Consider the following 22015-nt stretch of genomic DNA (forward strand, 5'->3'; position numbering starts at 1 on the left):
ACAGCAACGCTTTCTCCGTGGCCAGGATGTGTTAACAGCAACGTTTTCTCCGTGGCCAGGATGCGTTAACAGCAACGCTTTCTCCGTGGCCAGGATGCGTTAACAGCAACGCTTTCTCCGTGGCCAGGATGTGTTAACAGCAACGTTTTCTCCGTGGCCAGGATGCGTTAACAGCAACGTTTTCTCCGTGGCCAGAGTGGAGGAAATAACAACGGTTTTTCCTTTTATTAAGTTGTTAGTGATTAAAAATAAAGCAAATTTATCCTTGACGGGATATATTTATATCCCATATAATACAATGGAACCGAACAAGAAGGGGGTTCAAAAGGGAACACCCCTGTATAGGAGGTATCTTGATAATCAAATCCTTTAATCGCTCTTTAACAGCCAGTTTTTTTATTGCCAGGGTCGGCCAAGTAGGGAAACCCATGTGGGAACCTTACACAGCCAATAACTCGTTTATGGTTTTCAGTGAAAATCCAGAGTTAGACTTTCAAAGAGTTAAAGCGGCGTATGAGTCTGGCGCTTTCAAGGTCTTTTCCATTGGATCTTGTCAGCCCTTTATCAGACTCCGTGATGTTCGTGAAGTGTTAGCCAACGTGGAAAACATGAACGAACGCCACTTGAAGCAAATGGCACTGCTCGAACAGCACATAGCTTTACAGCAGGAAAAACTGGATAAACAACGCGAGTTGCTTAAAGCATTGCAAAAAGCGGCTTACGCGAACTGTTAACGATAGGGGGGCGAAAGCTCCCCTACAAACAAAGGAAATACATGATGAAAAGCAATAGTGAAGCGCAACGCCGATTAGCTTTGAAAGACAAGCTATCCGCTATCTGTACGGTTTCTGTGATGCAAGATGATGAAAAAACTAATTCTATTGGCGTATCGTTTGAATATTTAGGTGTTTTATACACAACGTATCTTGATGCAGACACAGAATGCGGTGAACTTCTAAAGCACAACCCGAATGACATTACTGTGATTGAAAATATTGGTACAACCAATGCTAATGATCTCATCGAATTTTTCGACGGCTTACCGAATATTGAAGGGATTTTGAAATAAGGGGCTATATGTCAGCGATACAAATTAAAGTGGATGGTGATCAGGTATCACTCATTTATGAAGAAAAGAACGGTGAAAACATCGCTAGGAGACTGAACCAACTCAAGGACGCTTTAGGTGTTACTTGGTATGGCGTGGCGGCGGTTTTTGGTTTAAAGCCAACTGAGGCTAGTGTAAGGCTCTTTAAGCGTTGGGCGCGAGATCCAAGCGCGGCAAGTTATCAAGAAATGCCAGAGAGCCAATGGAAATACTTGTTAACTCTCACAGAGGGGCAAGAAGTTATTAAACGCCAGGACTAGGGTTTATTGTGGCTCTTTAGAGTGGTTCATATTGGCGTAGCTCATTTAACTTGCTTGTTTATATTAATGAGCTATTGTTAGTGGGTAGGCTCGTATGGGTATAGTCAAAAAAGCTAGGCAGCTAAAAAGGTGATGTTTTGAAATTAAGTGTCGATTTTTCAAAACTGCATGAAGCAGTTTCAAAAATGAGTGAGAATGAAACTAATAGTGATGATCTAGAACTTGCACGACAACAAGCTATTGAAGCTGATCTTTGTTGTTCAAAGACTAGGTTAAAAGATGAATTTCGCATGAAGCCAAAACCCGATGCTGAACCCGTGAAGTTCTATAAAAATGACTATGGAAAGTCATTTGGTGTTTATCGCGTTGCTGATTGTGTGCCTATGAGAGAAAAGATTAACAAGATAACAGAAAAGCAAGATCAGAACGCCAAACGGTTGGGGCTACAATCCAGGCTAAATAGTCGGGTTTGTAAGGCTGGAAAGGTTATTGAAAAACTTATGGCTGAATCTCCGGTAGTTCTCGATACCGAAACAACAGGATTAAGCTCTATAGATCAGGTTATTGAAATTGGAATTTGTGATTTGTCCGGGCGGGTCTTAATGGAACAACGCATTAAGCCGACTGTGGCTATTAGTGACGGTGCTTTTGAAAAACACGGCATATCATTATCTGATTTGTCTGACTCTCCATCTTGGGAGGATGTGCTGGAAGAAGTGAAAGCAACTCTATCAGGTAGGAAAGTAATCATTTTTATCTCTGGCTTTGATTTGTCAATGATGGCACAAACTAGTGCCGCTTTTGATTTAGATAGCGAATGGTTAAAAAAACTCGATGTTAAATGCGCGATGGAATTGTGCGCTTTGGCTTTTGGGACTACTAACCGTTACGGTTCAATTTCCCTGGAAGATGCTAGTTACTTTGCACAAGCGGAATGGAAAGGTGAAGCGCATAGCGCGATTGCTGATAGCATCATGACCGCCGATATTCTCAATAATATTTATCAGTCATACCGAACCACACTTGACCAGTTAGAAGAATTAAAATGAAGGTAGCTAGAATTTACCTCAGAGTCAGCACAGAACAGCAAGATTTGACACGGCAAGAAAGGCTTATTTCTGAGGCTAAAGCTGCGGGATACTATATTGCGGGTGTCTATCGTGAAAAGGCATCTGGCGCTCGCGCTGATCGGCCTGAAATATTACGCATGATTGCCGATTTGCAACCAGGTGAGATTGTTATTGCTGAGAAATTGGATCGTATTAGCCGATTACCTCTTGCCGAAGCTGAACAGTTGATAAAGGCCATAAAAGACAAGGGAGCTAAGTTGTCAGTTCCTGGGATCGTAGATTTATCAGATCTCGTTGATGATGCAGCCGGGGTTACTCGCATCGTTCTTGAATCTGTTCAAAATATGCTATTAAAGGTTGCCCTTCAATCTGCGCGTGATGATTACGAAGACCGAAGGGAGAGGCAAAGACAAGGCATTGAAGAAGCAAAGAAAGCAGGGCGCTTTACAGGTCGAAAAGCAGACACTAAACGGCATGACCTTATTGTTGCGCTCCGAATATCAGGTGAATCAATCTCTGATACCGCTAACAAAGCAAATTGTAGCGTTGCTACTGTTAAGAGGGTTTGGCGGGATTACAACCTCTCACAAAAGAAAATAAGCTCATAACCTTACTTACAGGCCAGGGATACGCACCTTTGATGATATGGCTCGTGCTTTTGAGTCTGAATGTCCTAGCTCATTGACTAACGCTGGTATGACAGTGGCCAGCATGTAGTTTATTACTGCGCTGCTAGGGGCTTTTTCGTCCTTTTCCCATTGTGCAATTCGAGAGTGTGTTAATTTCATTCCTAGTGCTGCGTTCATTACCGCTAACGCTTCTGTCAATGTTCCATCGCCACGTGTGACAATAGATCGCCATGTACTAACCAGGTTTGGCGAGTCGGGCTGAACTGTAGCAGGCTTTCCTACTCTGCCAGTTTTTTTGATCTGCGGTTTCAAATGGATTCCCTTTTGTATTGATGGCATAATTAAAAGGCCGGATTCTTCTTAGTCGAAGGGATGGCAGCCCCGGATCAGCGTGGTGGCTTGTCCGGGGCAATGTACCTATTTACCATTCTCTTTTCTATATCTTCCTATTTCATCAAAAACATCCAAAAAAGTTTGCCAACTCATTGAATGCCATCTGAACGGCTGACCACTATCAAATGCTTTAATTATTTCTCGCGTTGCATGACTCATTCCCTAGTCCTCCAAGAAAGAGGACGGTTGCCCGTCCTTTAATTTTAGTTACTTGCTGATGTGTAATTCACATAACTTGGCAAACACCCCTGCATGAGCTTCATGCTGAAAGTCTGCGACTGGGAACTTGTCACTCGTTAGAGCCTTTACGTTTTCAGGCTTTAGCTTACCAACAACAGACCAACCTTTAGGCTCCCCCTCTGCTAGACCAATGTTTGCATGGTCGTTTACAAGTGGCTCAACCGTGAATGATTCGAATTGGTTTAGCTCGTTAATGTCGCTGAAATAAAACAAAGTAGTCATTTGGATTTCCTTTTTAGTCGAAGGTTAATTAAATCGCAGTGAACTAAGTGGTGGTGTCCCTTGCGATATGTTTAATATAATACACTAGCGGTATTATATCAAGTGTTTTTTCTTCGTGCGCACGAAAAAAAACGCAAATTAACATTTTTTTGTGTGGTTTTATATGGGCTTTAGTTGGCGTTGTTTATAAAAAGAACAGTGAGATATTAGTTCAAATAATGGTCTGTAGTATTTATAAAATATACGATAAGCCTTTACTGGTAAGGCTTTGTGATTCTTTGCTTTTGCCTCCGACTAGCACAAAACCTAGTTGTTTAGTGTCATGTTGTTGTGATAACTGATGCATATTTATGAGTTATTTTCTACGCAAATAGTTGATATGTGCTATATGGAGTATTTTTTTTAATTGTTTCTGGAATTTTAACATCAAAATGGTATATATTGATTTTCAGGTTTGGTGGTTTTAACGTATGATCCAAGCCGGGTCTGATAAGGAGATTAAAATGAACCTAACGTCAGTATGTGCTGTTGGTGCTGTTGTTGCTTTAGGGGTTGCGGGTACTTTAGCCCCTGCTCCTGCGCAAGCAGCCTCCCAAGATGAATGTGCAATATGGATATGTTTACCTGGGGGCTTCCCCTCTGGTTGTGGCGCTGCTAAATCGGCTCTAAAAAAACGAATCAAGAAGTTTAAACCGCCTCTACCTGCTTTTTCTTCCTGTATGGTCAGTAGTGGCAGTAATAGCAGTCAAATGTCATACAACCATAACTTTGCGGCGCTTATCGCTGAACAGCGCATTTGTAAACGTTGGGACGGTAGGGATGATAACCGATGTGTTGGTGGTTGGGAGGTTATCCCACAGCACTATCAAAAAGGCACTCGTTGTCGTCGTGATCGTGACGGTTATCGTACTCCAAGAGGTTGTATTGCGACGAAACGATATGTTGATGTTTATGTAGACGGCCAAGCTGCTGGCCCAACTTACTACTGGTAGTTGAGGGGGCGGCTATGGATCTATTCGCTGTATTAGCTGTGTGCGCTGCTTTGTCGGGCGGGGATGCTCACAAAGATTTACCAAACGTGAGTAAATCTGAATGTGAAGCAGCAAAAGTTCAGTATCAAAGCACTTTGCAAACCATCCAGTTAACTGGATCAGATCGGGACGCCATTGGGCGAGTTGCTTTTGCGGAAGCGGCAAACCAAGGTGATAGTGGTCTAGCTGGCGTTGTATATACGATTTTGAATCGTCTAATTAGTGGTCAGTTTGGCAATACAGTCACGGCGATAGTCAATGCGCCCAATCAATTTGAACCTGTTCATAAAGCCGGAGGTTGGAAAGAACTTCCGATTTTATCACCCATTCAACAGACCCGAATCGAAACCATTATAAATTTGGCTCTCGAAGGACGATTGCCAGATTTGACTAATGGCGCTTTGTTTTTTCAAAACCCTGATGTAGTAGCCGCAAGAGAAAAGCAAGGAAGCGTATCAAAAGGATTAACTCACTTTGGCGGTTCTTCGCCATCGGCGGTTATTCAAGATCACGCTTTTTATGCCTCGATTAATAGTAGTGGTTCATCTTCTGCACCAGTGAAAGTTGAAGCAAAACGCCGACCTAAAGCGAAAGATTGGGATGCTTTTGGAGTCGCAGAAGATAAGGCTCTAGTCAGCGCCCAAGGCTGGAATGTGTTTAGCGATGGTGGGTCTTCTGAATCCGTCTTAATTGGCGGTAAGGATGTATCACAATGAATCTAGTAATTGTTGAATCACCAGGAAAAGTTAAAAAGATACGTGAGATTTTAGGGCAAGGCTGGGATGTTCAAGCGAGCGTTGGCCATGTGCGCGATCTTCCTGAGCGTGAAATGGGCGTAGAAGCGCCAGATTTTAAACCTCACTACGTCCCAACGGAAAGGGGTAAAGACGTATTAGCCAAACTTAAAAAGTCTGTCGATAAGGCTAATGCTGTTTATTTGGCAACTGACTTAGATCGAGAAGGTGAGGCGATTGCTTGGCACTTAAAGCAAGCGTTACGTTTGAATAATCCTCAACGAATTTTGTTTTCTGAAATTACCGCTAAGGCGATCAAGTCTGCTTTGGTGAACCCTACCGCTATTGATGTGAAAAAAGTTGCAGCTCAAGAAGGACGGCGAGTGGCTGACCGCCTTGTGGGTTATATGGTTTCTCCTAAATTAAGCCAAATGGCGGGTAGGCGTGGTTTATCTGCGGGGCGAGTCCAATCACCAGCCGTTAGGATTGTCGTTGATAGAGAACGAGCGATACGCAATTTTAAACCAACCAATCACTTTGGCGTTTTGCTTAATTTTGGTGAGTGGAATGCGGAGTGGGAAACCAAACCGTTCTTGCTCGATGGCCAAGATTACATTTTAGATAAAACGTTGGCTGATGCAGTGGCGAACATTCGTCATTTGAATGTTATTGATTGCGAAGAAAAGCAAGAGAACAAAGCACCACCACCGCCTTTTATTACCTCCACGATGCAGCAAGCGGCATCAAATAAGTTACGCATGAAACCGAAAGCAACGATGGATGCAGCTCAAAAGCTCTATGAGCAAGGGCATATCACTTACATGCGAACCGATAACCCTAATTTATCAGAAGATGCGCTGATGGAAATTTACCAAGTGTGCCAGGTAAAAGGCTTGCCTATGGTTGATAGCCCTCGAACTTGGAAAGCAAAAGGTGATGCTCAAGAAGCCCATGAAGCGATAAGGCCAACGCACTTTAATGTGGAAGACGCCGGGGAAACAAAAGAACAACGAGAGCTTTATAAGCTGATCTGGTTAAGAGCTTTAGGTTGTCAGTTAGCCTCGTCTAAATATGCAGTGCGCATTGCTAAATTGCGTGGTGTGGATGCCCTAAATGGAAAGCCTGTTGATTTCTTAGCTAAAGGTCGTGCGCTGATTTATGAAGGTTGGAAAGCCCTGTATAGCGATGACACGGAAAGCGATGAAGACAAAGAAAAGAACCTTGAAGGTGCGAATAATCCAGTACCTAAGCTAACACCAGGGGAAACAATTACCGCGCATTCTGGCCAGGTTCAAGCCAAGAAAACTAAAGCTCCATCCCGATTTACAGAAGCGGCTTTGATTAAAGAGCTTGAAAGGATGGGAATTGGAAGACCGTCTACGTATGCGGCCATTATGGAAAACATTAAGGGGCGAGGCTTCGTTGCTGATGATAAGGCCGGAAAATATTTACTACCTACAGATATAGGTGAGTTGGTTGTTGATGCGTTGGTAAATAGTCACTTTAGTTTTATTGAATATGACTTTACTCGTGAAATGGAAAACAAGCTTGATCTAGTAGCTGATGGCCGTTCGTCATATCGAGAAGTAGTTTCAACTGTTCATAGCTCGTTAGAGCGAGAAATGGAACACATGAAAGTGACAGCCGCGCCAGAGCATCCATGCCCTGACTGCGGTAAACCTATGTTTCTAAAAAAAGGGACTAAACCGTTTTTTGGCTGTTCTGGATACCCGGAATGTTCAACAACATTACCAGCCGTAGGAGGCAAGCCAGGTAAAAAAGTTGTTCGAGAAATTGCTGATGTGCCCTGTCCTAAGTGCGGGAAAGAGCTTGTTAGGCGCAAAAAACGGGCGATTGGTGGAAAGAAAGGGTACGACTTCTTTGGTTGTTCTGGTTTTCCTGCCTGTGATGCTAAGTATCAAACAGTTGGTGGAAAGCCAAAAATTTGAACTTAGTTAATCAAAGTTATGTATATTGATAATCAATATGCTATACTTTGATTTAAATGGGATGGATTATTCATGGAGAGAGCGACAACGAAGAAAAAACAATTAAAATGTCCAATTTCGACAAGCAATATTGGACATTTTGAAATGAAACATGACGTTATCAGTGAACCAGAGCTGATTGATAACCTGGAAAGCAAAGCAGTAAAAACAATGGCTTTAGTGCAGGGTGAAGACGGTAAATTTTGTATTTATGTAACCCTGACATGGAAGGAGGGAAGACAGCTCTTAGAAACACAACGTAAAGAACCAAGGACTTGGGCGAGTCTTGATCGTCTTGTTAAACACATTAATCAAAAGTACGAAAACGTACCAATTATTCAGTTGGAATTAAGGAGTAATAACAATGAAAACGGCAAACATCAAAAGCGTGAACGGAGTGGAAAAGAAAGAAGTTAGAAAAACTCGTCAGTTCATGGCCAACCTTTGGTTGGTGGTGTGTATGGTGATGATTCCAGAAATCGCAATGGCTAACCCAATTTCAGATGGCGTTGATTGGGTTCTAGACCTTCTTACTAATGGCATTGCGCGAAGCCTGGCTATCATCGGTATTGTTTTTCTTGGTTATATGGCTTGGGCTGGTCGCATTACAGGCGAGGCGTGTGGAAAATTCGTCGGCGGTATCGTTCTAGTCTTTGGTGGTGCAACCATCGTTGACCTGATTATCGCAGCCGTATCTTAAGGGGGCTGCAATGGCATCAGGTATCGATCCGCTATTTGTTGCCGCCACGCGCCCCGCGATGAAGTGGGGCGTCACTCTTGACGGCATTATCATCGGGGGTGGTCTGGTTGGGATCGCTATGATTGGAACCGGGAACCCCTTCACTTTACTTCTCTATTTACCAATTCACGGCGTTATGTATCTGCTGTGTTTGCGTGACCCTCGCACCTTTAGATTAATTCTGCTTTGGGTTGGTACAAAAATGAAGTCTCTTGGATGGCGACATTGGGGAGCATCAACGGCCACACCGTTGGTAAACACTCGCGGCGTAAGGAGAATGCCAAAATGACAACGGAAAAACGCAAAGTTCAAGAAGTGCCTTGGCATCGAGAAAACCCGGTTGCAGACTTCATTCCTTATCATGCTCAAGTGAATGAAAATACTGTTAAAACACAGGGTGGTGATTATCTGCAAATTATCAAACTGGATGGTGTCGCGCATGAGTCGGCAGATCCTAGTGATGTGGAAGTGTGGAAAGAGCAGCTTAATATTTTGCTTCGAAACATTTCTTCACCACAAGTTTGTTTGTGGACGAATACTGTACGCCGTGAAAGCACTGTATACCCAAACGGTAATTTTTCAGGAGAGTTTGATTCTGGCCTAAATGAAAAATACCGTGACCATGTAACCAAAAAGCAAATGATGGTTAACGAGCTGTATCTAACTATTGTTTATCGTCCGGCGGCTACAAAAGCATTGGGGTTCTTTTCCAAAATGGAAAAGAACAAAGAAGTGCTACGCCATCAACAAGAGGAAACTATCGAGAAGCTAGATGAAATTGTTTCTATCGCTGTTAGCTCTCTCAATCGTTATGTTCCAAGGGTTTTAGGAACATATCTACGCAATGATATTTTGCACTCGGAAGCATTAGAGTTCCTAGATTTTCTAGTGAATGGCGATTGGATGCCTAGAGCGTTACCGCGCAAAGTCTTGTCTGAGTGCATAGCGCGAGTTCGCCCGTTCTTTGGTGCTGATGCCTTTGAACTTCGCGGAGTTACAGACTCTAAAATGGGCGCTTGTCTTGGCATTGCTGAATATCCAGAAGGAACAGAAGCGGGGCTGCTAAATGCTTTATTATCTGCGCCGTTTCAAATGGTTCTGACTCAAAGCTTTAATTTCTTATCTAAGCCAGTAGCCGTTGAGTTGTTAAGTCAGCAACAGCAACGATTGGAAACTACGGGTGATTTAGCAATATCTCAGGTTGATGCAATCAATGATGGGCTAGATGATTTGGCATCAGGAAGGATTGTATTTGGTGAGCACCATTTGTCGCTAACTGTCTTTGGTGACACACCTCGCCAACTTCGAGCTAATTTGTCTGCGGCACGTACAGAGCTTGCCGATTGCTCAATGGTTGTTGCTCGTGAAGATTGGGCGTTGGCTGCGGCATATTGGGCGCAACTACCAGGTAACACAAAATACCGTCCTCGTCCTGCGCCTATATCGTCACGTAATTTTGCCGGATTTTCTAGCTTTCATAATTACCCAACAGGCCAGCGAACAGGGAATCAATGGGGTTCGGCTGTAACCATGTTTAAAACCACTTCTGGCGCACCATATTACTTTAATTTTCATGAGCCATTAGATAACGCTAAAGCTAAGAAAAAAGAGCAATTAGAGCGTGAAATGAGGAGTAAGGCACTAGAAGAGCTGGAAGGTAAGGAAGAACAAAAAGCTTTAGGTAACACGTTAATTATCGGGCCATCTGGTTCTGGTAAGACGGTTGTTCAAGGCTTCTTAATGGCACAGAGCAAAAAGTTTAACCCTACTCAGGTGATTTTCGATAAAGACCGAGGGCTAGAAATTTATGTTCGTGCAAGTGGTGGGGTTTACCTGCCTCTTAAAAGTGGCGTTCCAACTGGTTTTAACCCGTTCCAGTTAGAAGACACCGAAGAAAACAAACTGTTCTTGGTTAATTTGGTGAAAAAGTGCTGTGGTGGCCAATTCACTAACCAGGAAGAAAAAGAGATTTTCAGTGCAATTAATGGCGTTATGGGATTACCAATCCAAAAACGCCGTTTAGGGCGCTGTATGGACTTTCTAGATCCTGTTTCTGATAGTGGCCCTGCTGCGCGATTAGCTAAGTGGTGTAATGGTGGTTCGCTTTCTTGGGTATTGGATAATGATTCTGATGCGTTGGATTTCACAAACAACAATATGTTTGGTTTTGATGTGACTGAGTTCCTAGATAACGAAGAAATCAGAACGCCAATAGTGATGTACCTATTCCACCGTATTGAATCTTTAATTGATGGTCGTCGCTTTCAGATGTTCATGGATGAGTTTTGGAAACTACTTCTCGATGAATACTTTGAAGACCTGGCGCAAAACAAACAGAAGGTTATACGTAAGCAAAATGGGATCATGGTTTACGGTACTCAATCACCGAAAGACGTTCTCAAATCTAAAATTGCTCACTCTTTGATTGAGCAGTGCGCAACGTTCCTATTTATGCCGAACCCTAAAGCAGACCGTAAGGATTATGTAGACGGATTGCATTTAACTGAGCGTGAATACCAGTTAATCAAAGAAGATATGGCTCCTGGCTCTCGTCGTTTTTTGATTAAGCAAGGACATAACAGTGTAGTAGCAGAGCTGAATTTAAAAGGTTTTGATGATGAGTTGGCGGTTATTTCTGGCACAACAGATAACGTTTCGTTGATGACTAACATCATTGAACAGCATGGGGAAGACCCGGCAATTTGGCTACCTATTTTCCACGAGCAACGGAGGTTTGCGAAATGAAAAAACCATTATTAGCGGCTGCAATCGCCCTGACTATTGGCGTATCTCAACCAAGTTTTGCCGGAGGTATCCCGGTTATTGATGTGGCGGGATTAACGCAAAGCATTACGCAAGTTCAGCACATGATGACGCAAATTCAACAGATGCGAAATCAACTGGATACGGCGCGTCAAAACCTTAATAGCATTAAGGGGGTGCGCAATATGGCCAACGTTATTAACTCTGCCTATGACACAGCAATCGACGTTGATCCTCAGTCCATTTTAAGTTCTACAGGGCTGAAAAATGCCAGTGATTTAACTCGTGTTACTGGTGCGGGTGCTGACTTGCTGAATAGCGGCAATTTAGAGACAGCGAATTGGTTAGCTCAATCTCAAAAATCTTTGGAACAGTCTAAAGCTCGTTTTACTGAATTAAGCGGCTTGGTTTCAAAGGTTAATGCCGCGCCGGAGCAAAAGGACATTCTTGATCTGCAAGCTCGTATTGGCGCAGAAGAAGTGATGCTTCAAAACGAAATGGCCAAATTAACTATGCTTCGCTCTCAGGCAGAAGCTAATCAGGCTATTCATGCTCAAAAGGTAAAGCAAGCGTCTATTCAATCGTCCGGTCAACTTAGAACGGTATCGTGGTAAGAGGGTATTAATATGATTTTTTCGTGCGCACGAAAAGTTGCAATTTTGGCAGTGGCTACTACTTCGCTAGCTGGTTGCTTTGAAAGTGAGAAAGTAATTGAACCAGTTCAAAGCGTTGAGTGGTTTAAGTCTAATGATAATGTACGTAAGGAAACGTTGGAGAAATGCGCGAACAATCCAGGTGAGCTAAAAGAAACACCAAATTGTAAAAATGCGCTAGAAGCTGAAACACAGCTTTCTTCTGGTTCCCTTAAAAACGTTAGTAACTGGTAAGGGGATTCGTTATGGCGTCCACAAACCTGTTTGAAGCGATTTTCGATAAGGTAGATACGGCGCTGGATACGTATATCGTCAGCACCGTTGGGGATATTATTGCATTCATTAACCCAATCTTTAGCAGTTTGTTAATTATATGGATTGCTATTTGGGGCTATCTGATGCTATTCGGGAAAGTAAGTGAACCTCTACAAGAAGGGGTTTTTCGAATACTTAGAATTGGCTTCATTATGGCGCTTGGCTTAACTGCTGGCACTTACATGGGGGTGGTTGTAGACGTTCTAGCACATGGCCCGGAAGAAATCGCGTCTATAATCACAGGCTCACCTACTGGCACATCAGCCGCAACACTAGATAACCTTTTCTCAAAAGTCTTTGAAGTGTCAGAAGCTGCTTGGGATATGGGCGGGATATTAGACGGTAATTTTGGGATGTATTTGATCTCATTAATCGTTTTGGTTGTTGGGGCAGGGCTGGCGCTTGTAGTGGCTTTCTTGATTCTTCTAAGCAAAATCATGACAACGGTTCTTTTAGGAATCGGGCCTCTATTTATCGTTATGTTGTTGTTCAACGCTACACAACGTTTCTTTGAAAGTTGGTTAGGTATGGTTATGAACTTTGGATTTATCCTGGTTCTATCTGCTGCTATCGGCAGTCTAATGACCACGCTTGCGAGTAGCTATATCACTGCAATGTCCGGCGCTGATGCAAGCGCACTTGCCAACTTAGGTGATGCGGCGATGTTATGTATCGTCTTTGGCCTTTGTATCCTGGTTGTAAAACAAGTTCCTTCTGTTGCGGCTGCTTTAGGTGGCGGCGTGGCTTTGGCAACACAAGGCGCGATAGGTGCAACAATGAGTGCAATGCGTCCAACTAATATCCGTAGGCAGTACCGAAACGCACAACGTGATTTACGTTTAGCGGGAGGGGCCGCAGCTAAACCGCTTACTAGTAGTTATGGGGCAGGTAGGAAAGGTTATGCGGCATATCAAAAACGCTTCGGAGCTGGCAACTCTATAACCGGATCTGCTGGTTAATCAAATGTAATTACTAACCAAGAAAAGCCGCATCTTTCTGATGCGGCTGTTTTCTTACATTCCTACAAAAAAAGGACAGGCTTTAAGTTGTTAAAATGTTGTATATTGATAATCAAAGTGCTATATTTTGATTATCAATCACAAACACATCGAGCATGGAGAGTTTCGAAGTGAATATTAAAAAACTAACAATTGTTTCGTTGGCATTGGCTTTAGGGGCGTGTACGTCCGTCCCGCCTCCACCTCATTGTAAAGATGATGGAAAAGGCTTACAGCCTATCAACCCTGAAATGTTAACTCAGGAAACCATTAACACAGTTCGAGCCAGTGAAAAGGCTACTGAACGTTTTGATTCACGTGGAGGGAACCGAAAATGACCGACAAAAAATCAAGAAAACCATCTAAAGCTGAATTGGAAAAGAAATATTTTCAAGAGGCGAGTGAATGGGATCAGGACGTTATGGCTCGTTCTAATAAGTCAGAAAAGCGCGCTTGGTCGGTTGCAATTTCGGTTGGCTTGATTGCGATCCTAGAAGCCGTGGGTTTAGCGGCTCTTGCCCCTCTAAAAACGGTTGAGCCTTATGTTATCCGTGTTGATAACAATACTGGTGTTGTTGACGTTGTATCGTCGCTTAACGAAACCGATGGAGAGATTAAAGCCGGTGCGCAGGAGTCACTTGATAAGTATTGGCTTGGTCAGTATTTGCGCCATAGAGAATCTTACCAGTGGGAAACACGAAACTATGATCGCCAAATGGTTGGGCTTTTGTCTGGTGCTTCTGTTCAACAAGATTATGCGGCTTACACAGATCCTCGCCAAAATCCTAACGCCCCGGTTGCTATCTACGGCCAAAATACTGAGGTGAATACTAAGGTGAAGTCGATTAGCTTTATTGGTTCGCCTGAGAAAATGGAGAACGGCGAAATTCGCACTACTGCGTTGGTTCGTTATACCAAACAAGTTAAACGCGCAGGGGAAACCACACCATTAAGCCATTGGGCGGCAACTGTTAGCTTTATTTATATCAACGGAAAAATGAAAGACGATGATCGCCTATTGAATCCGTTAGGCTTCCAGGTGGTGAAGTACCGTAATGACCAAGAAAGCATTGGGGGCTGATATGAAACAGTTTAAGCAGTTATCCGGTATTGCTTTGATGCTATGTCTAGGTGTTTCTAGTACAGCTCACGCCTTAGAAGTTCCGGCGGGTGGTAAGTACGATAAACGAGTTAAGTTTATCAATTACAACCCGGCAGAAGTGGTTAAGTTGGTGGGTCACTATGGTTTTTCAACTCATATTCAATTTGGCGTGGCTGAACAAGTTCAGCAAATCGCAATGGGTGATACTGATGCCTGGAATGTAGCTCCGGTTGATAACCATATTTTCATCAAGCCAAAAGGTGAAAAAGCAACAACCAATATGACGGTAATTACTACTCGTCGAGTCTACAACTTCGAGCTTTCGGCTCATTGGTCGCAAAATGGTGCACATCCTCATCCTAATGACATGTTCTTTCAAATTAACTTCAAATACCCGGATGAAATTGCCGCCGCCGCGAAAGCAGAAGCCGAGGCTAAAAAGCTTCAAGCTAGGCTGAACCAAACCAATAAACCAGTTCCGGCGAATTGGAATTATTGGTCTAAAGGTTCAGAAGAAGTTACGCCGAAAAAAGCCTTTGATGATGGCCGTTTCACATACCTTAGCTTTACTAACAACGCTGAAATGCCAGCAATTTATGTTGTAAACCCTGATGGAACGGAAAGCTTAGTTAATACCAGTATTGATCCTGAAAACCCGGACACAATTGTGGTTCACAAAGTGGCTCGTCAATTGGTAATGCGTAAAGGTAATTCTGTGGCGTGTATCTTCAACAAATCGTATGACCCTAACGGTGTGACTAACAGGACAGGAACAACGTCACCAGGGATTCAACGTGTGATCAAGGGGAATTAATAATGGCTGAGAACGTACACAACGAAGTTGATGAAACTCAAGACGCTGTAGAGCGCGGTTTACCTTCTGTAAATAAGCAAAACAAACCAAAGGGCGGTGTTGGCCAGAAAATTATAGTAGGCATGGTTGGTATCGTAGTGGTGCTTGCATTAGTGGCCGTAAATGGCGGTTTTAGTCCTGAAACAGAGTCTCAACAGGTAGATATTAAATCTAATGATGAGATTGGAAATCGACTTGGCCCGGCTCCGGCTTTACCGCCGCCGCCGCCCCCGCCACCGCCAGAAAAGGAAGCTGAACCTAAAACACCAGATATTATTCAAACTGGTCAGATTGCGCCGCCGCCACCGCCTCAGTATGTGACAGTAAACAACGATCGCAATCAAGAACCGACGCCCCTAGAGCGCAAGCAACAATCCAACCTTTTGGCGTTTGGTAATGTATCACGCGCACCAGGTGGACAACAGCAAAGGTCAGCCGAAGAAATAGCGCAACAGTACGTTAACCAACAAACAAACGGGGGTTTTATAGGAAGCGAAGAAGCGGAAAGAGCTGATGGACTAGGCGCCCAAATGAAACCAACCTCATTAGATGGGTCTAGAGCAGGGCTTATTGCTGATAGAAACATGTTCGTTACACGTGGCACTTTCTTGGACTGTGCTTTAGAAACAGCGATTAGCTCAGACGTACCAGGAATGACCAGTTGTCGATTAACTCGTGATGTATATAGCACTAGCGGCAAGGTTGTTTTGCTGGAAAGAGGCTCACGCATTACCGGGCAATATCAAGGCGGTTTACAGCGTGGTAAGGCTCGTATTTTCGTTTTATGGACTCGTGTTGAAACTCCTAATGGCGTAGTGGTTAACCTCGATTCTCCGGGCACAGACTCTTTGGGGCGTTCTGGTCATTCAGGTTACATCGACTCGCATTTTTGGCAACGTTTTGGCGGTGCAATCATGCTTAGTCTGATTGACGATATTGGGACGTATGCAGCTAACCAAGCATCAGGAAGTAGCTCAGGTAATAATCAAATTCAATTTGGTGGAACGGCTGAAACAGCTCGTGATGCTGCGGGTATTGCGTTAGAAAACTCTATCAATATTCCAGACACGCTATTAAAGCACCAGGGCGAACACATCAATGTGTTTGTGGCGCGTGACCTAGATTTTAGGGGGGTATATGAACTCAGAGCACAATAAAGCAACGTCATTGTTGGAGTACCTTTCGGTACTTCAACCTTTCCTAGACGATCCAGACAACACCGAAATTGTGATCAATAAGCCAGGTGAGGTGATCACGGAAAGTAGGAAAGGTTGGACTTACTTTGATGTACCAGAACTGACTTTTTCAAAGTGTTTCAATTTGGCCAAACTGACGGCGACATACTCCGGGCAAAGTTTGGATGAAAGAAAACCAATACTGTCTGCAACGCTCCCTCACGGGGAGCGTATTCAGATTGCTATTCCACCCACAACTTTAGATGGCCATGTAAGCCTAACTATTCGAAAGCCTTCTCATATTGAGTTTGATTTGATGGATTATGAAAAGCAGGGCTTTTTTGATGAATGTGAAGATTTTAGTGATGAGTTAAGCAGTGAAGAAAAGACGCTTCTTGAACTCAAGGAAAATAGGAAGTTCAGAGAGTTTTTAGAATTAGCGGTTAAGTCTCGTAAAAACATCATTGTGTCAGGCTCTACAGGTTCAGGTAAAACAACGTTTTTCCGGTCGCTACTAAAGCAAGTACCAGATGATGAACGGTTGATTAGTATCGAGAACGTAGATGAATTAGGGCTGTATAAAACCCACTCCAATACTACGAGTTTGTTCTATTCAGCAGGGGGGCAAGGCGTGTCACCTATAACACAACAAGACCTCTTAGAGAGTAGCTTGCGCATGAAACCGGATCGGATTTTTGTTGCTGAATTAATCCGTGGCGATGAGGCGTTTTATTACCTTCGAAACGTCAACAGTGGCCACCCTGGAAGTATTACCACAATGCACGCCAATAGCGCAAAGCTGGCTATTGAGCAGCTTGTTTTGTTTCTGAAAGAGTCACAAAGCGGCTCAACAATGAGCCGTGAAGACATCAAACAACTGTTGTTTATGTGTGTGGATATTATCGTGCAGATAAAGAACGTGCGAGGTAAGCGCGTTGTAACGGAGATTTATTATGATCCAGAGTTCAAACGCAGCCAAATGGCTTAAATTAACCTTAATATTGGCTGTGCCAATTCTAGCGATTGTTGGTTGGGCTTGGTTAAGTGGGTACTTTTATCTTGAATTGGCCGGACTCGATGGAGGCGCGGCCACTCCTTTAACGTTGTATCAATATTGGTTTTATTACGGCCAAGACAAAACCACTCTAACGTGGCTCTCAGTTGCGGGGCTTGGTGGTTTGTTCGTGATTTGTTTACCTATCATCATTGCGTTTAGTCCCGCTAAAATAAAATTGTTTGGCGAGGCTAAATGGGCAACAGTTAAAGACTTGAACGAAGCAAATCTATTTGCTGAAAATGGGATTATCGTTGGTCAAATATCTAAGTTCTTTGGGCTTTCAAAACGTTATTTAGTGTTTGGTGGTTCTACTCACGTTTTAATGTCTGCGCCAACACGAAGCATGAAAGGGGTAAGTGTGGTTATCCCTAACTTGCTTTCGTGGAAAGACTCGGCGGTTGTACTAGACATAAAGCAAGAGAACTGGGATATAACCTCTGGTTTCCGTTCTGCGCATGGTCAGGAATGTTTCTTGGTTAACCTAGCACCTCGTGACTATCGCACTCACCGTTGGAACCCTCTTTACTACATTAGTGACGATCCATCTTTCCGAATTAATGATATTCAGAAGATTGGTAACATGTTGTTCCCTAAGATTGATAATGAGGCTCCTATTTGGCAATCCTCGGCGCGTTCTTTGTGGTTAGGTTTGATTCTATACCTTATCGAGACAGAAGAACTTCCTGTAACGATGGGGGAGGCATTACGACAACTAACAATGGGTGATGAGCGATTAGCTGAAATAGTGGACGCGAGACAAGAAAGTGACAATCCGCTTTCTGATGAATGTTACCTGGCGTTAAAAGAATACTTAGACACACCAGATAAAACTCGTGGCTCAGTTCGTAAAGGCTTTACTTCGGCGTTAGAACTTTTCTATAACCCAATTATTGATGCGGCTACCGCAGAGAACGATTTTGATTTGCGTGATCTACGTAAAAAACGAATGACAGTTTATCTTGGTATCACGCCGGACGATTTAGAGCGTTTATCTCCACTCATTAACTTGTTCTTCCAGCAAGTGATTGACTTAAACACTCGTGAGCTTCCAGAACAAAACCCGGATTTGAAATACCAAGTGTTGATGCTGCCGGATGAGTTCACAGCGATGGGTAAAGTCGGGATCTTGTCTAAAGGTATTAGTTACATTGCGGGTTATGGTCTTCGTATGTTGCCTATCATTCAGTCACCAGCTCAGTTAAGAGAAGTGTATGGCGCTGATGCGGCTGAAACGTTTATTGAAAACCATGCAATGCAAATTATCTTTGCTCCGAAAAACCAAAAAGTGGCCGAAGAAATATCTAAAACGCTTGGTACAACAACGGTCAAAAATAAATCGGACACTCGCCAAAAAGTTGGTAAAGCCAGTCGAAGCGAAAGCTCTAGTGATACAGGTAGGGCGCTTTTACTTCCTCAAGAAGTTAGGGCGATTGGCCAAAAAGCGGAAATCCTTTTGCTAGAGAATTGCCCTCCAATCATGTGTGAAAAAATTACTTGGTATAAAGACAAGGTTTTTGCTGAAAGGGGGAACAACCTTAAAGCGTTAGAAGATGGGGATGAAAACGCAATTAAATGGCCAAGCCCTCTAGTACCAAAAGTTGATCCTAACAGTCGAGTGAAAGGCAAAATTGAGTTTATGAGCAATTCAATGAACGAGGCCGAAGCTCAAACTGAAACAGTTGAACGGAAAATTACGGTTGAAGATATTGAAAACATCGATCAATTGGATTTGGAAAACTTTAGTTGTGATTTCTCTGAAATTGATGTGCCAAAAGGCGATATTGATGATGATGCGATGGATGCTCTTGTAAATGAATTCTTTGGTGCTGTAACTGCGTAAGGAGGCAATGAAATGGAAACGGAACAGTTGGCAGAAAAGCAAACTTACTTGGTTGTACCATACGAGGAACGTAATCATGCTGTTAAGGCGGCAGGTAAATTACCTGATGGCCAAAATGCACTTAAATTTGATGATGAAAACAAGCTTTGGTACGCGAAACCAGGGACTGACCTTAACAAAGTAAATAAGTGGATACCTGATCCAAATCGGGCGCGTTCAACCACTTCTGAAACCGATCCGGTTGTGGAGTTTTCCGAAACGCTAAAAGAAGCCGGGTTGGTTCTTAAAGGGCTTCCAGAAATGGACGGCAAGCGCCATCGAGTATCTACGTTAGACGACAAGAAAGGCCAGCAAACTGGGGTTTATGTTGGTTATTTAGATGGCGTTCCTGCGGGTTGGTATCAAGACCACCGTAAACATGATGATCCGGTAAAGTGGAAAGCCACTGGCCAGAAGCTAGACAAGACAGCTCAAGATCACTTGAAAGCTATAGCGGTGCAAAACTCTATTGAACGTGAAGCTAACCAGAATAGGAAGTATGAACATAACGCGCATCGAGCTGAACAGGCTTATAACTTAATGCCTGATGCCACACCAGAACAAGGTTATTTGGCTGCGAAAGGGGTTAAACCTTTCCCTGGTGCAAAAATGGATAAGCAAGGGCGTTTAGTTTTACCGTTACGAAATGAAAATGGTGATGTTAGAACGTTACAGCGTATCAGTGAATCCGGTTTTAAATCTTTGAAAAAGAACGGCCAGAAGACCGGGAATTATCACGTTGTTGGTGAACAAGAACTAAAAAATGGCGAGCCTATTTTATACGCCGAAGGTTATTCAACGTCAGCCAGTATTTCAGAAGCTACCAATCGCCCGGTTGTTATGACCGTTGATGCTGGCAACCTGCCAACGGTGGCTGCAAAGCTCAAAGAGAAATACCCTGATAGCCCTCATATCATGCTTGGTGATGATGATAGGACTAGAGAGGTTAACAAAGGTCAGAAAAAAGCGCAGCAAGCCGCAGAGTTAACCGGGGGGCTTTATCGTGTCCCGGCTTTCAACTACCAGGAACAAAAAGACGGTTTAACGGACTTCAACGATTTACATCAATCAAGAGGCTTAGAGCCTGTTAGAGAACAAGTCGAAGAAATCATAAGCCAAGCAACACGCTCTGAAACAAGGAGTAAAACTAATATGAGTGCTGAACCTACCGATAAACAAGAAGCTGAACCAGTCGTAACCAAGAATTTTGAGCAATATGTTAGCTCTGGTTTAGGTTCACAATCTCAATCTGATTTGCCCGTAGCTGAACAAGAAACCAAGCCAGAACCAAAACCAGAAACCAGTAAAGCCGAATTAGAACCAGGTAATAAAGAACCTAGTTCTAAGCTTGATTCTGATGTTGTTGAACATGGGGAAGATAACTCTGTTGAGCCATACATCGAGCAGAAAAAAGAGAGTGAGGCTGACCTAAACGCACAGCGATGGTTAAAGAGTCGTGAGCCTTTAGAAGACATTATGGCGCAAGATGATGTTAGAGATAAAAAACGCCAGCAACAACTTGACCAAACCGCGAATTTAGAACCTAGCCCTCGTCCAGTTCAAAGCAAAGAGGCAGATCCATTTGCTGATTTGGACAGTGGTTTTAAACCTGTTGTTCCTGAAAAAATATCAAAGTCTTATGTTGAGGTTGACGGAAAATATTATTTTGCGGGTCGTCCTGATTCTCTTGCTTTTGTCGATAAGGGCGCAAGGCTGCAAACCAAACTAAGCAGTTCTAATGTGGCCAGTTCAATGGTTGATATTGCAGAGGCTAGGGGTTGGACTGAGTTACAAGTTAAAGGAACGGAAGACTTTAGGCGTGAGGCTTGGCTTGAGGCGTCTTCTCGTGGGCTTGGTGTAAGAGGTTACAAACCAAAAGAGGAAGACTTGGCCAGGTTGAAAAAACTTGCTTCTGAACGTCAACCAAACGAAATCGAAGCGAGAGAACAAGCTGATCAGCCTCGTGTTTCACCAGGTGAAAAAGAAGGTGTGAAATCTACGGCAAATAAACCTGATACCGCAGCACCAAAGCAAGCTGAATCTTCGAATGAGGGTAATAAAAACGTTCAAGATAAAGAAGACATTAACCGTTTGGCTGGGAAGCTTGTTGAACATGGTAAAGCACCTTATGAGCACAATCCTGATAATCGACAAAGTTACTATGTAACTTTAGAAAACACTGATGGCCAAAAAACTACAACTTGGGGTATTGACCTAGAACGGGCTGTTAAGGACGGCGATTTTCAACCAGGTGATCAAGTGGAACTTGAAAATAAAGGTAGAAAGCCTGTTACCGTTTCAAAAGACATTAAGGACGATAAAGGAAATGTTGTTGATACCCAAGAAATCAATACGCACCGCAACGAATGGGAAGTCAAAGCTCAAGCTATCCGTGATAAGACTCGTGATGCACGTGATGTTGTCAAAGAACATCCTGATTTAGTCAATGAAGTAGCGGCAGTAAAAGTCGCTGAAAAGTTTAGCCAAAAGTTTGATAACGAAGAAGACCGAAACCGATTCTTGGAAAAGGTCAGATCACAAGTGGCTAGTAATGTTTCATCTGGTCAGAAATCGCCGGAGATAAAGCTGCGTGAAGAAAGACAGTTAGAACGTAGTAACCAAGATGAGGAAAGGTAGTAAACGAAATGAAAACAAAAAAGAACCGGCTTTCGGTTCTTTTTTTGTTTGATATAACCTCTAGTTCTCTATTCGCATGATAATGTCAGACATAGGCGTTGCTTTATCGGTACTAAGCAACCTACAAGCAAGATCTATCCAGGCTGAACGCTGGTACTCTTCTATTGGA

Annotated in this window: 24 protein-coding genes; 21 read left to right on the plus strand and 3 right to left on the minus strand. The window is 43.3% G+C overall.

Annotated elements, in window-relative coordinates:
• Nucleotides 1-353 precede the first annotated feature (353 nt).
• The 5 genes from R7035_RS22825 to R7035_RS22845 all read left to right on the plus strand — a co-directional run bounded on the left by R7035_RS22825 (nt 354) and on the right by R7035_RS22845 (nt 3046).
• Complete coding sequence (locus tag R7035_RS22825; protein WP_229625222.1) at nt 354-734, plus strand: DUF6943 family protein; 381 nt, start codon at nt 354-356, stop codon at nt 732-734.
• Between the two features lie 41 nt (nt 735-775).
• Entirely contained in the window at nt 776-1069 is a 294-nt protein-coding gene (locus tag R7035_RS22830; RefSeq protein WP_318146278.1) for a hypothetical protein, read from the plus strand.
• A gap of 8 nt (nt 1070-1077) precedes the next feature.
• The gene (locus tag R7035_RS22835; RefSeq protein WP_053809062.1) at nt 1078-1368 is read left to right on the plus strand and encodes a hypothetical protein; all 291 of its coding nucleotides are present in this window, start codon (nt 1078-1080) and stop codon (nt 1366-1368) included.
• Between the two features lie 137 nt (nt 1369-1505).
• Nucleotides 1506-2417, plus strand: coding sequence for a 3'-5' exonuclease (locus R7035_RS22840; RefSeq protein ID WP_318146279.1), 912 nt, complete (start codon nt 1506-1508; stop codon nt 2415-2417).
• Nucleotides 2414-3046, plus strand: a complete 633-nt coding sequence (locus R7035_RS22845) for a recombinase family protein (protein ID WP_301949731.1) — start codon at nt 2414-2416, stop codon at nt 3044-3046. Before R7035_RS22840 ends, R7035_RS22845 begins: the two co-directional genes overlap by 4 nt.
• A gap of 6 nt (nt 3047-3052) precedes the next feature.
• Here R7035_RS22845 and R7035_RS22850 read toward each other — a convergent pair whose 3' ends face one another.
• The 3 genes from R7035_RS22850 to R7035_RS22860 form a co-directional block, all read right to left on the minus strand.
• Nucleotides 3053-3379: a hypothetical protein gene (locus R7035_RS22850; RefSeq protein WP_318146280.1), complete on the minus strand. Its 327-nt coding sequence runs from the start codon at nt 3377-3379 to the stop codon at nt 3053-3055.
• Between the two features lie 105 nt (nt 3380-3484).
• On the minus strand, nt 3485-3619 hold the full coding sequence (locus R7035_RS22855; RefSeq protein ID WP_265572454.1) for a hypothetical protein: 135 nt from the start codon (nt 3617-3619) through the stop codon (nt 3485-3487).
• Nucleotides 3620-3667: 48 nt separating this feature from the next.
• Nucleotides 3668-3922, minus strand: a complete 255-nt coding sequence (locus R7035_RS22860) for a hypothetical protein (protein WP_318146281.1) — start codon at nt 3920-3922, stop codon at nt 3668-3670.
• 503 nt (nt 3923-4425) lie between these two features.
• Between R7035_RS22860 and R7035_RS22865 the strand changes: the two genes are divergently transcribed.
• The 16 genes from R7035_RS22865 to R7035_RS22940 all read left to right on the plus strand — a co-directional run bounded on the left by R7035_RS22865 (nt 4426) and on the right by R7035_RS22940 (nt 21846).
• The gene (locus R7035_RS22865) at nt 4426-4914 is read left to right on the plus strand and encodes a conjugal transfer protein TraL (RefSeq protein ID WP_318146282.1); all 489 of its coding nucleotides are present in this window, start codon (nt 4426-4428) and stop codon (nt 4912-4914) included.
• A gap of 14 nt (nt 4915-4928) precedes the next feature.
• Nucleotides 4929-5669: a cell wall hydrolase gene (locus R7035_RS22870; RefSeq protein ID WP_318146283.1), complete on the plus strand. Its 741-nt coding sequence runs from the start codon at nt 4929-4931 to the stop codon at nt 5667-5669.
• Nucleotides 5666-7636 (plus strand): type I DNA topoisomerase, encoded by a 1971-nt coding sequence (gene topA / locus R7035_RS22875; RefSeq protein WP_318146284.1) that lies wholly within the window; start codon nt 5666-5668, stop codon nt 7634-7636. Before R7035_RS22870 ends, topA begins: the two co-directional genes overlap by 4 nt.
• Nucleotides 7637-7708: 72 nt before the next feature.
• Nucleotides 7709-8092, plus strand: a complete 384-nt coding sequence (locus R7035_RS22880; RefSeq protein ID WP_140344249.1) for a hypothetical protein — start codon at nt 7709-7711, stop codon at nt 8090-8092.
• A complete protein-coding gene (locus R7035_RS22885; protein ID WP_318146285.1) occupies nt 8040-8375 on the plus strand; it encodes a TrbC/VirB2 family protein in 336 nt (111 codons plus the stop codon). The genes R7035_RS22880 and R7035_RS22885 overlap by 53 nt, the downstream gene beginning before the upstream one ends.
• A 10-nt stretch (nt 8376-8385) precedes the next feature.
• On the plus strand, nt 8386-8703 hold the full coding sequence (locus R7035_RS22890) for a type IV secretion system protein VirB3 (protein ID WP_069547494.1): 318 nt from the start codon (nt 8386-8388) through the stop codon (nt 8701-8703).
• Nucleotides 8700-11159 carry a VirB4 family type IV secretion/conjugal transfer ATPase gene (locus R7035_RS22895; protein WP_318146286.1) on the plus strand — a complete coding sequence of 820 codons (2460 nt, stop codon included), beginning with the start codon at nt 8700-8702 and terminating at the stop codon, nt 11157-11159. Before R7035_RS22890 ends, R7035_RS22895 begins: the two co-directional genes overlap by 4 nt.
• The gene (locus R7035_RS22900) at nt 11156-11791 is read left to right on the plus strand and encodes a type IV secretion system protein (RefSeq protein WP_140344246.1); all 636 of its coding nucleotides are present in this window, start codon (nt 11156-11158) and stop codon (nt 11789-11791) included. Before R7035_RS22895 ends, R7035_RS22900 begins: the two co-directional genes overlap by 4 nt.
• 12 nt (nt 11792-11803) lie before the next feature.
• Nucleotides 11804-12064, plus strand: coding sequence for an EexN family lipoprotein (locus R7035_RS22905; RefSeq protein WP_069547483.1), 261 nt, complete (start codon nt 11804-11806; stop codon nt 12062-12064).
• Between the two features lie 11 nt (nt 12065-12075).
• On the plus strand, nt 12076-13104 hold the full coding sequence (locus R7035_RS22910) for a type IV secretion system protein (protein ID WP_318146287.1): 1029 nt from the start codon (nt 12076-12078) through the stop codon (nt 13102-13104).
• A 373-nt stretch (nt 13105-13477) separates the two neighbouring features.
• Nucleotides 13478-14224 (plus strand): virB8 family protein, encoded by a 747-nt coding sequence (locus tag R7035_RS22915; RefSeq protein ID WP_318146288.1) that lies wholly within the window; start codon nt 13478-13480, stop codon nt 14222-14224.
• Between the two features lies 1 nt (nt 14225).
• Entirely contained in the window at nt 14226-15059 is an 834-nt protein-coding gene (gene virB9, locus R7035_RS22920; RefSeq protein WP_301949723.1) for a P-type conjugative transfer protein VirB9, read from the plus strand.
• A 2-nt stretch (nt 15060-15061) separates the two neighbouring features.
• A complete protein-coding gene (gene virB10 / locus R7035_RS22925; RefSeq protein WP_318146289.1) occupies nt 15062-16255 on the plus strand; it encodes a type IV secretion system protein VirB10 in 1194 nt (397 codons plus the stop codon).
• Entirely contained in the window at nt 16236-17261 is a 1026-nt protein-coding gene (gene virB11, locus R7035_RS22930) for a P-type DNA transfer ATPase VirB11 (protein WP_301949721.1), read from the plus strand. The genes virB10 and virB11 overlap by 20 nt, the downstream gene beginning before the upstream one ends.
• Nucleotides 17227-19170, plus strand: coding sequence for a type IV secretory system conjugative DNA transfer family protein (locus tag R7035_RS22935; RefSeq protein ID WP_318146290.1), 1944 nt, complete (start codon nt 17227-17229; stop codon nt 19168-19170). Before virB11 ends, R7035_RS22935 begins: the two co-directional genes overlap by 35 nt.
• A 12-nt stretch (nt 19171-19182) precedes the next feature.
• Entirely contained in the window at nt 19183-21846 is a 2664-nt protein-coding gene (locus R7035_RS22940; protein WP_318146291.1) for an LPD7 domain-containing protein, read from the plus strand.
• The last annotated feature ends 169 nt before the right edge of the window (nt 21847-22015 follow it).

It is taken from the genome of Vibrio sp. 1731, from assembly GCF_033339955.1.
Taxonomy (GTDB): Bacteria; Pseudomonadota; Gammaproteobacteria; order Enterobacterales; family Vibrionaceae; genus Vibrio; species Vibrio alginolyticus.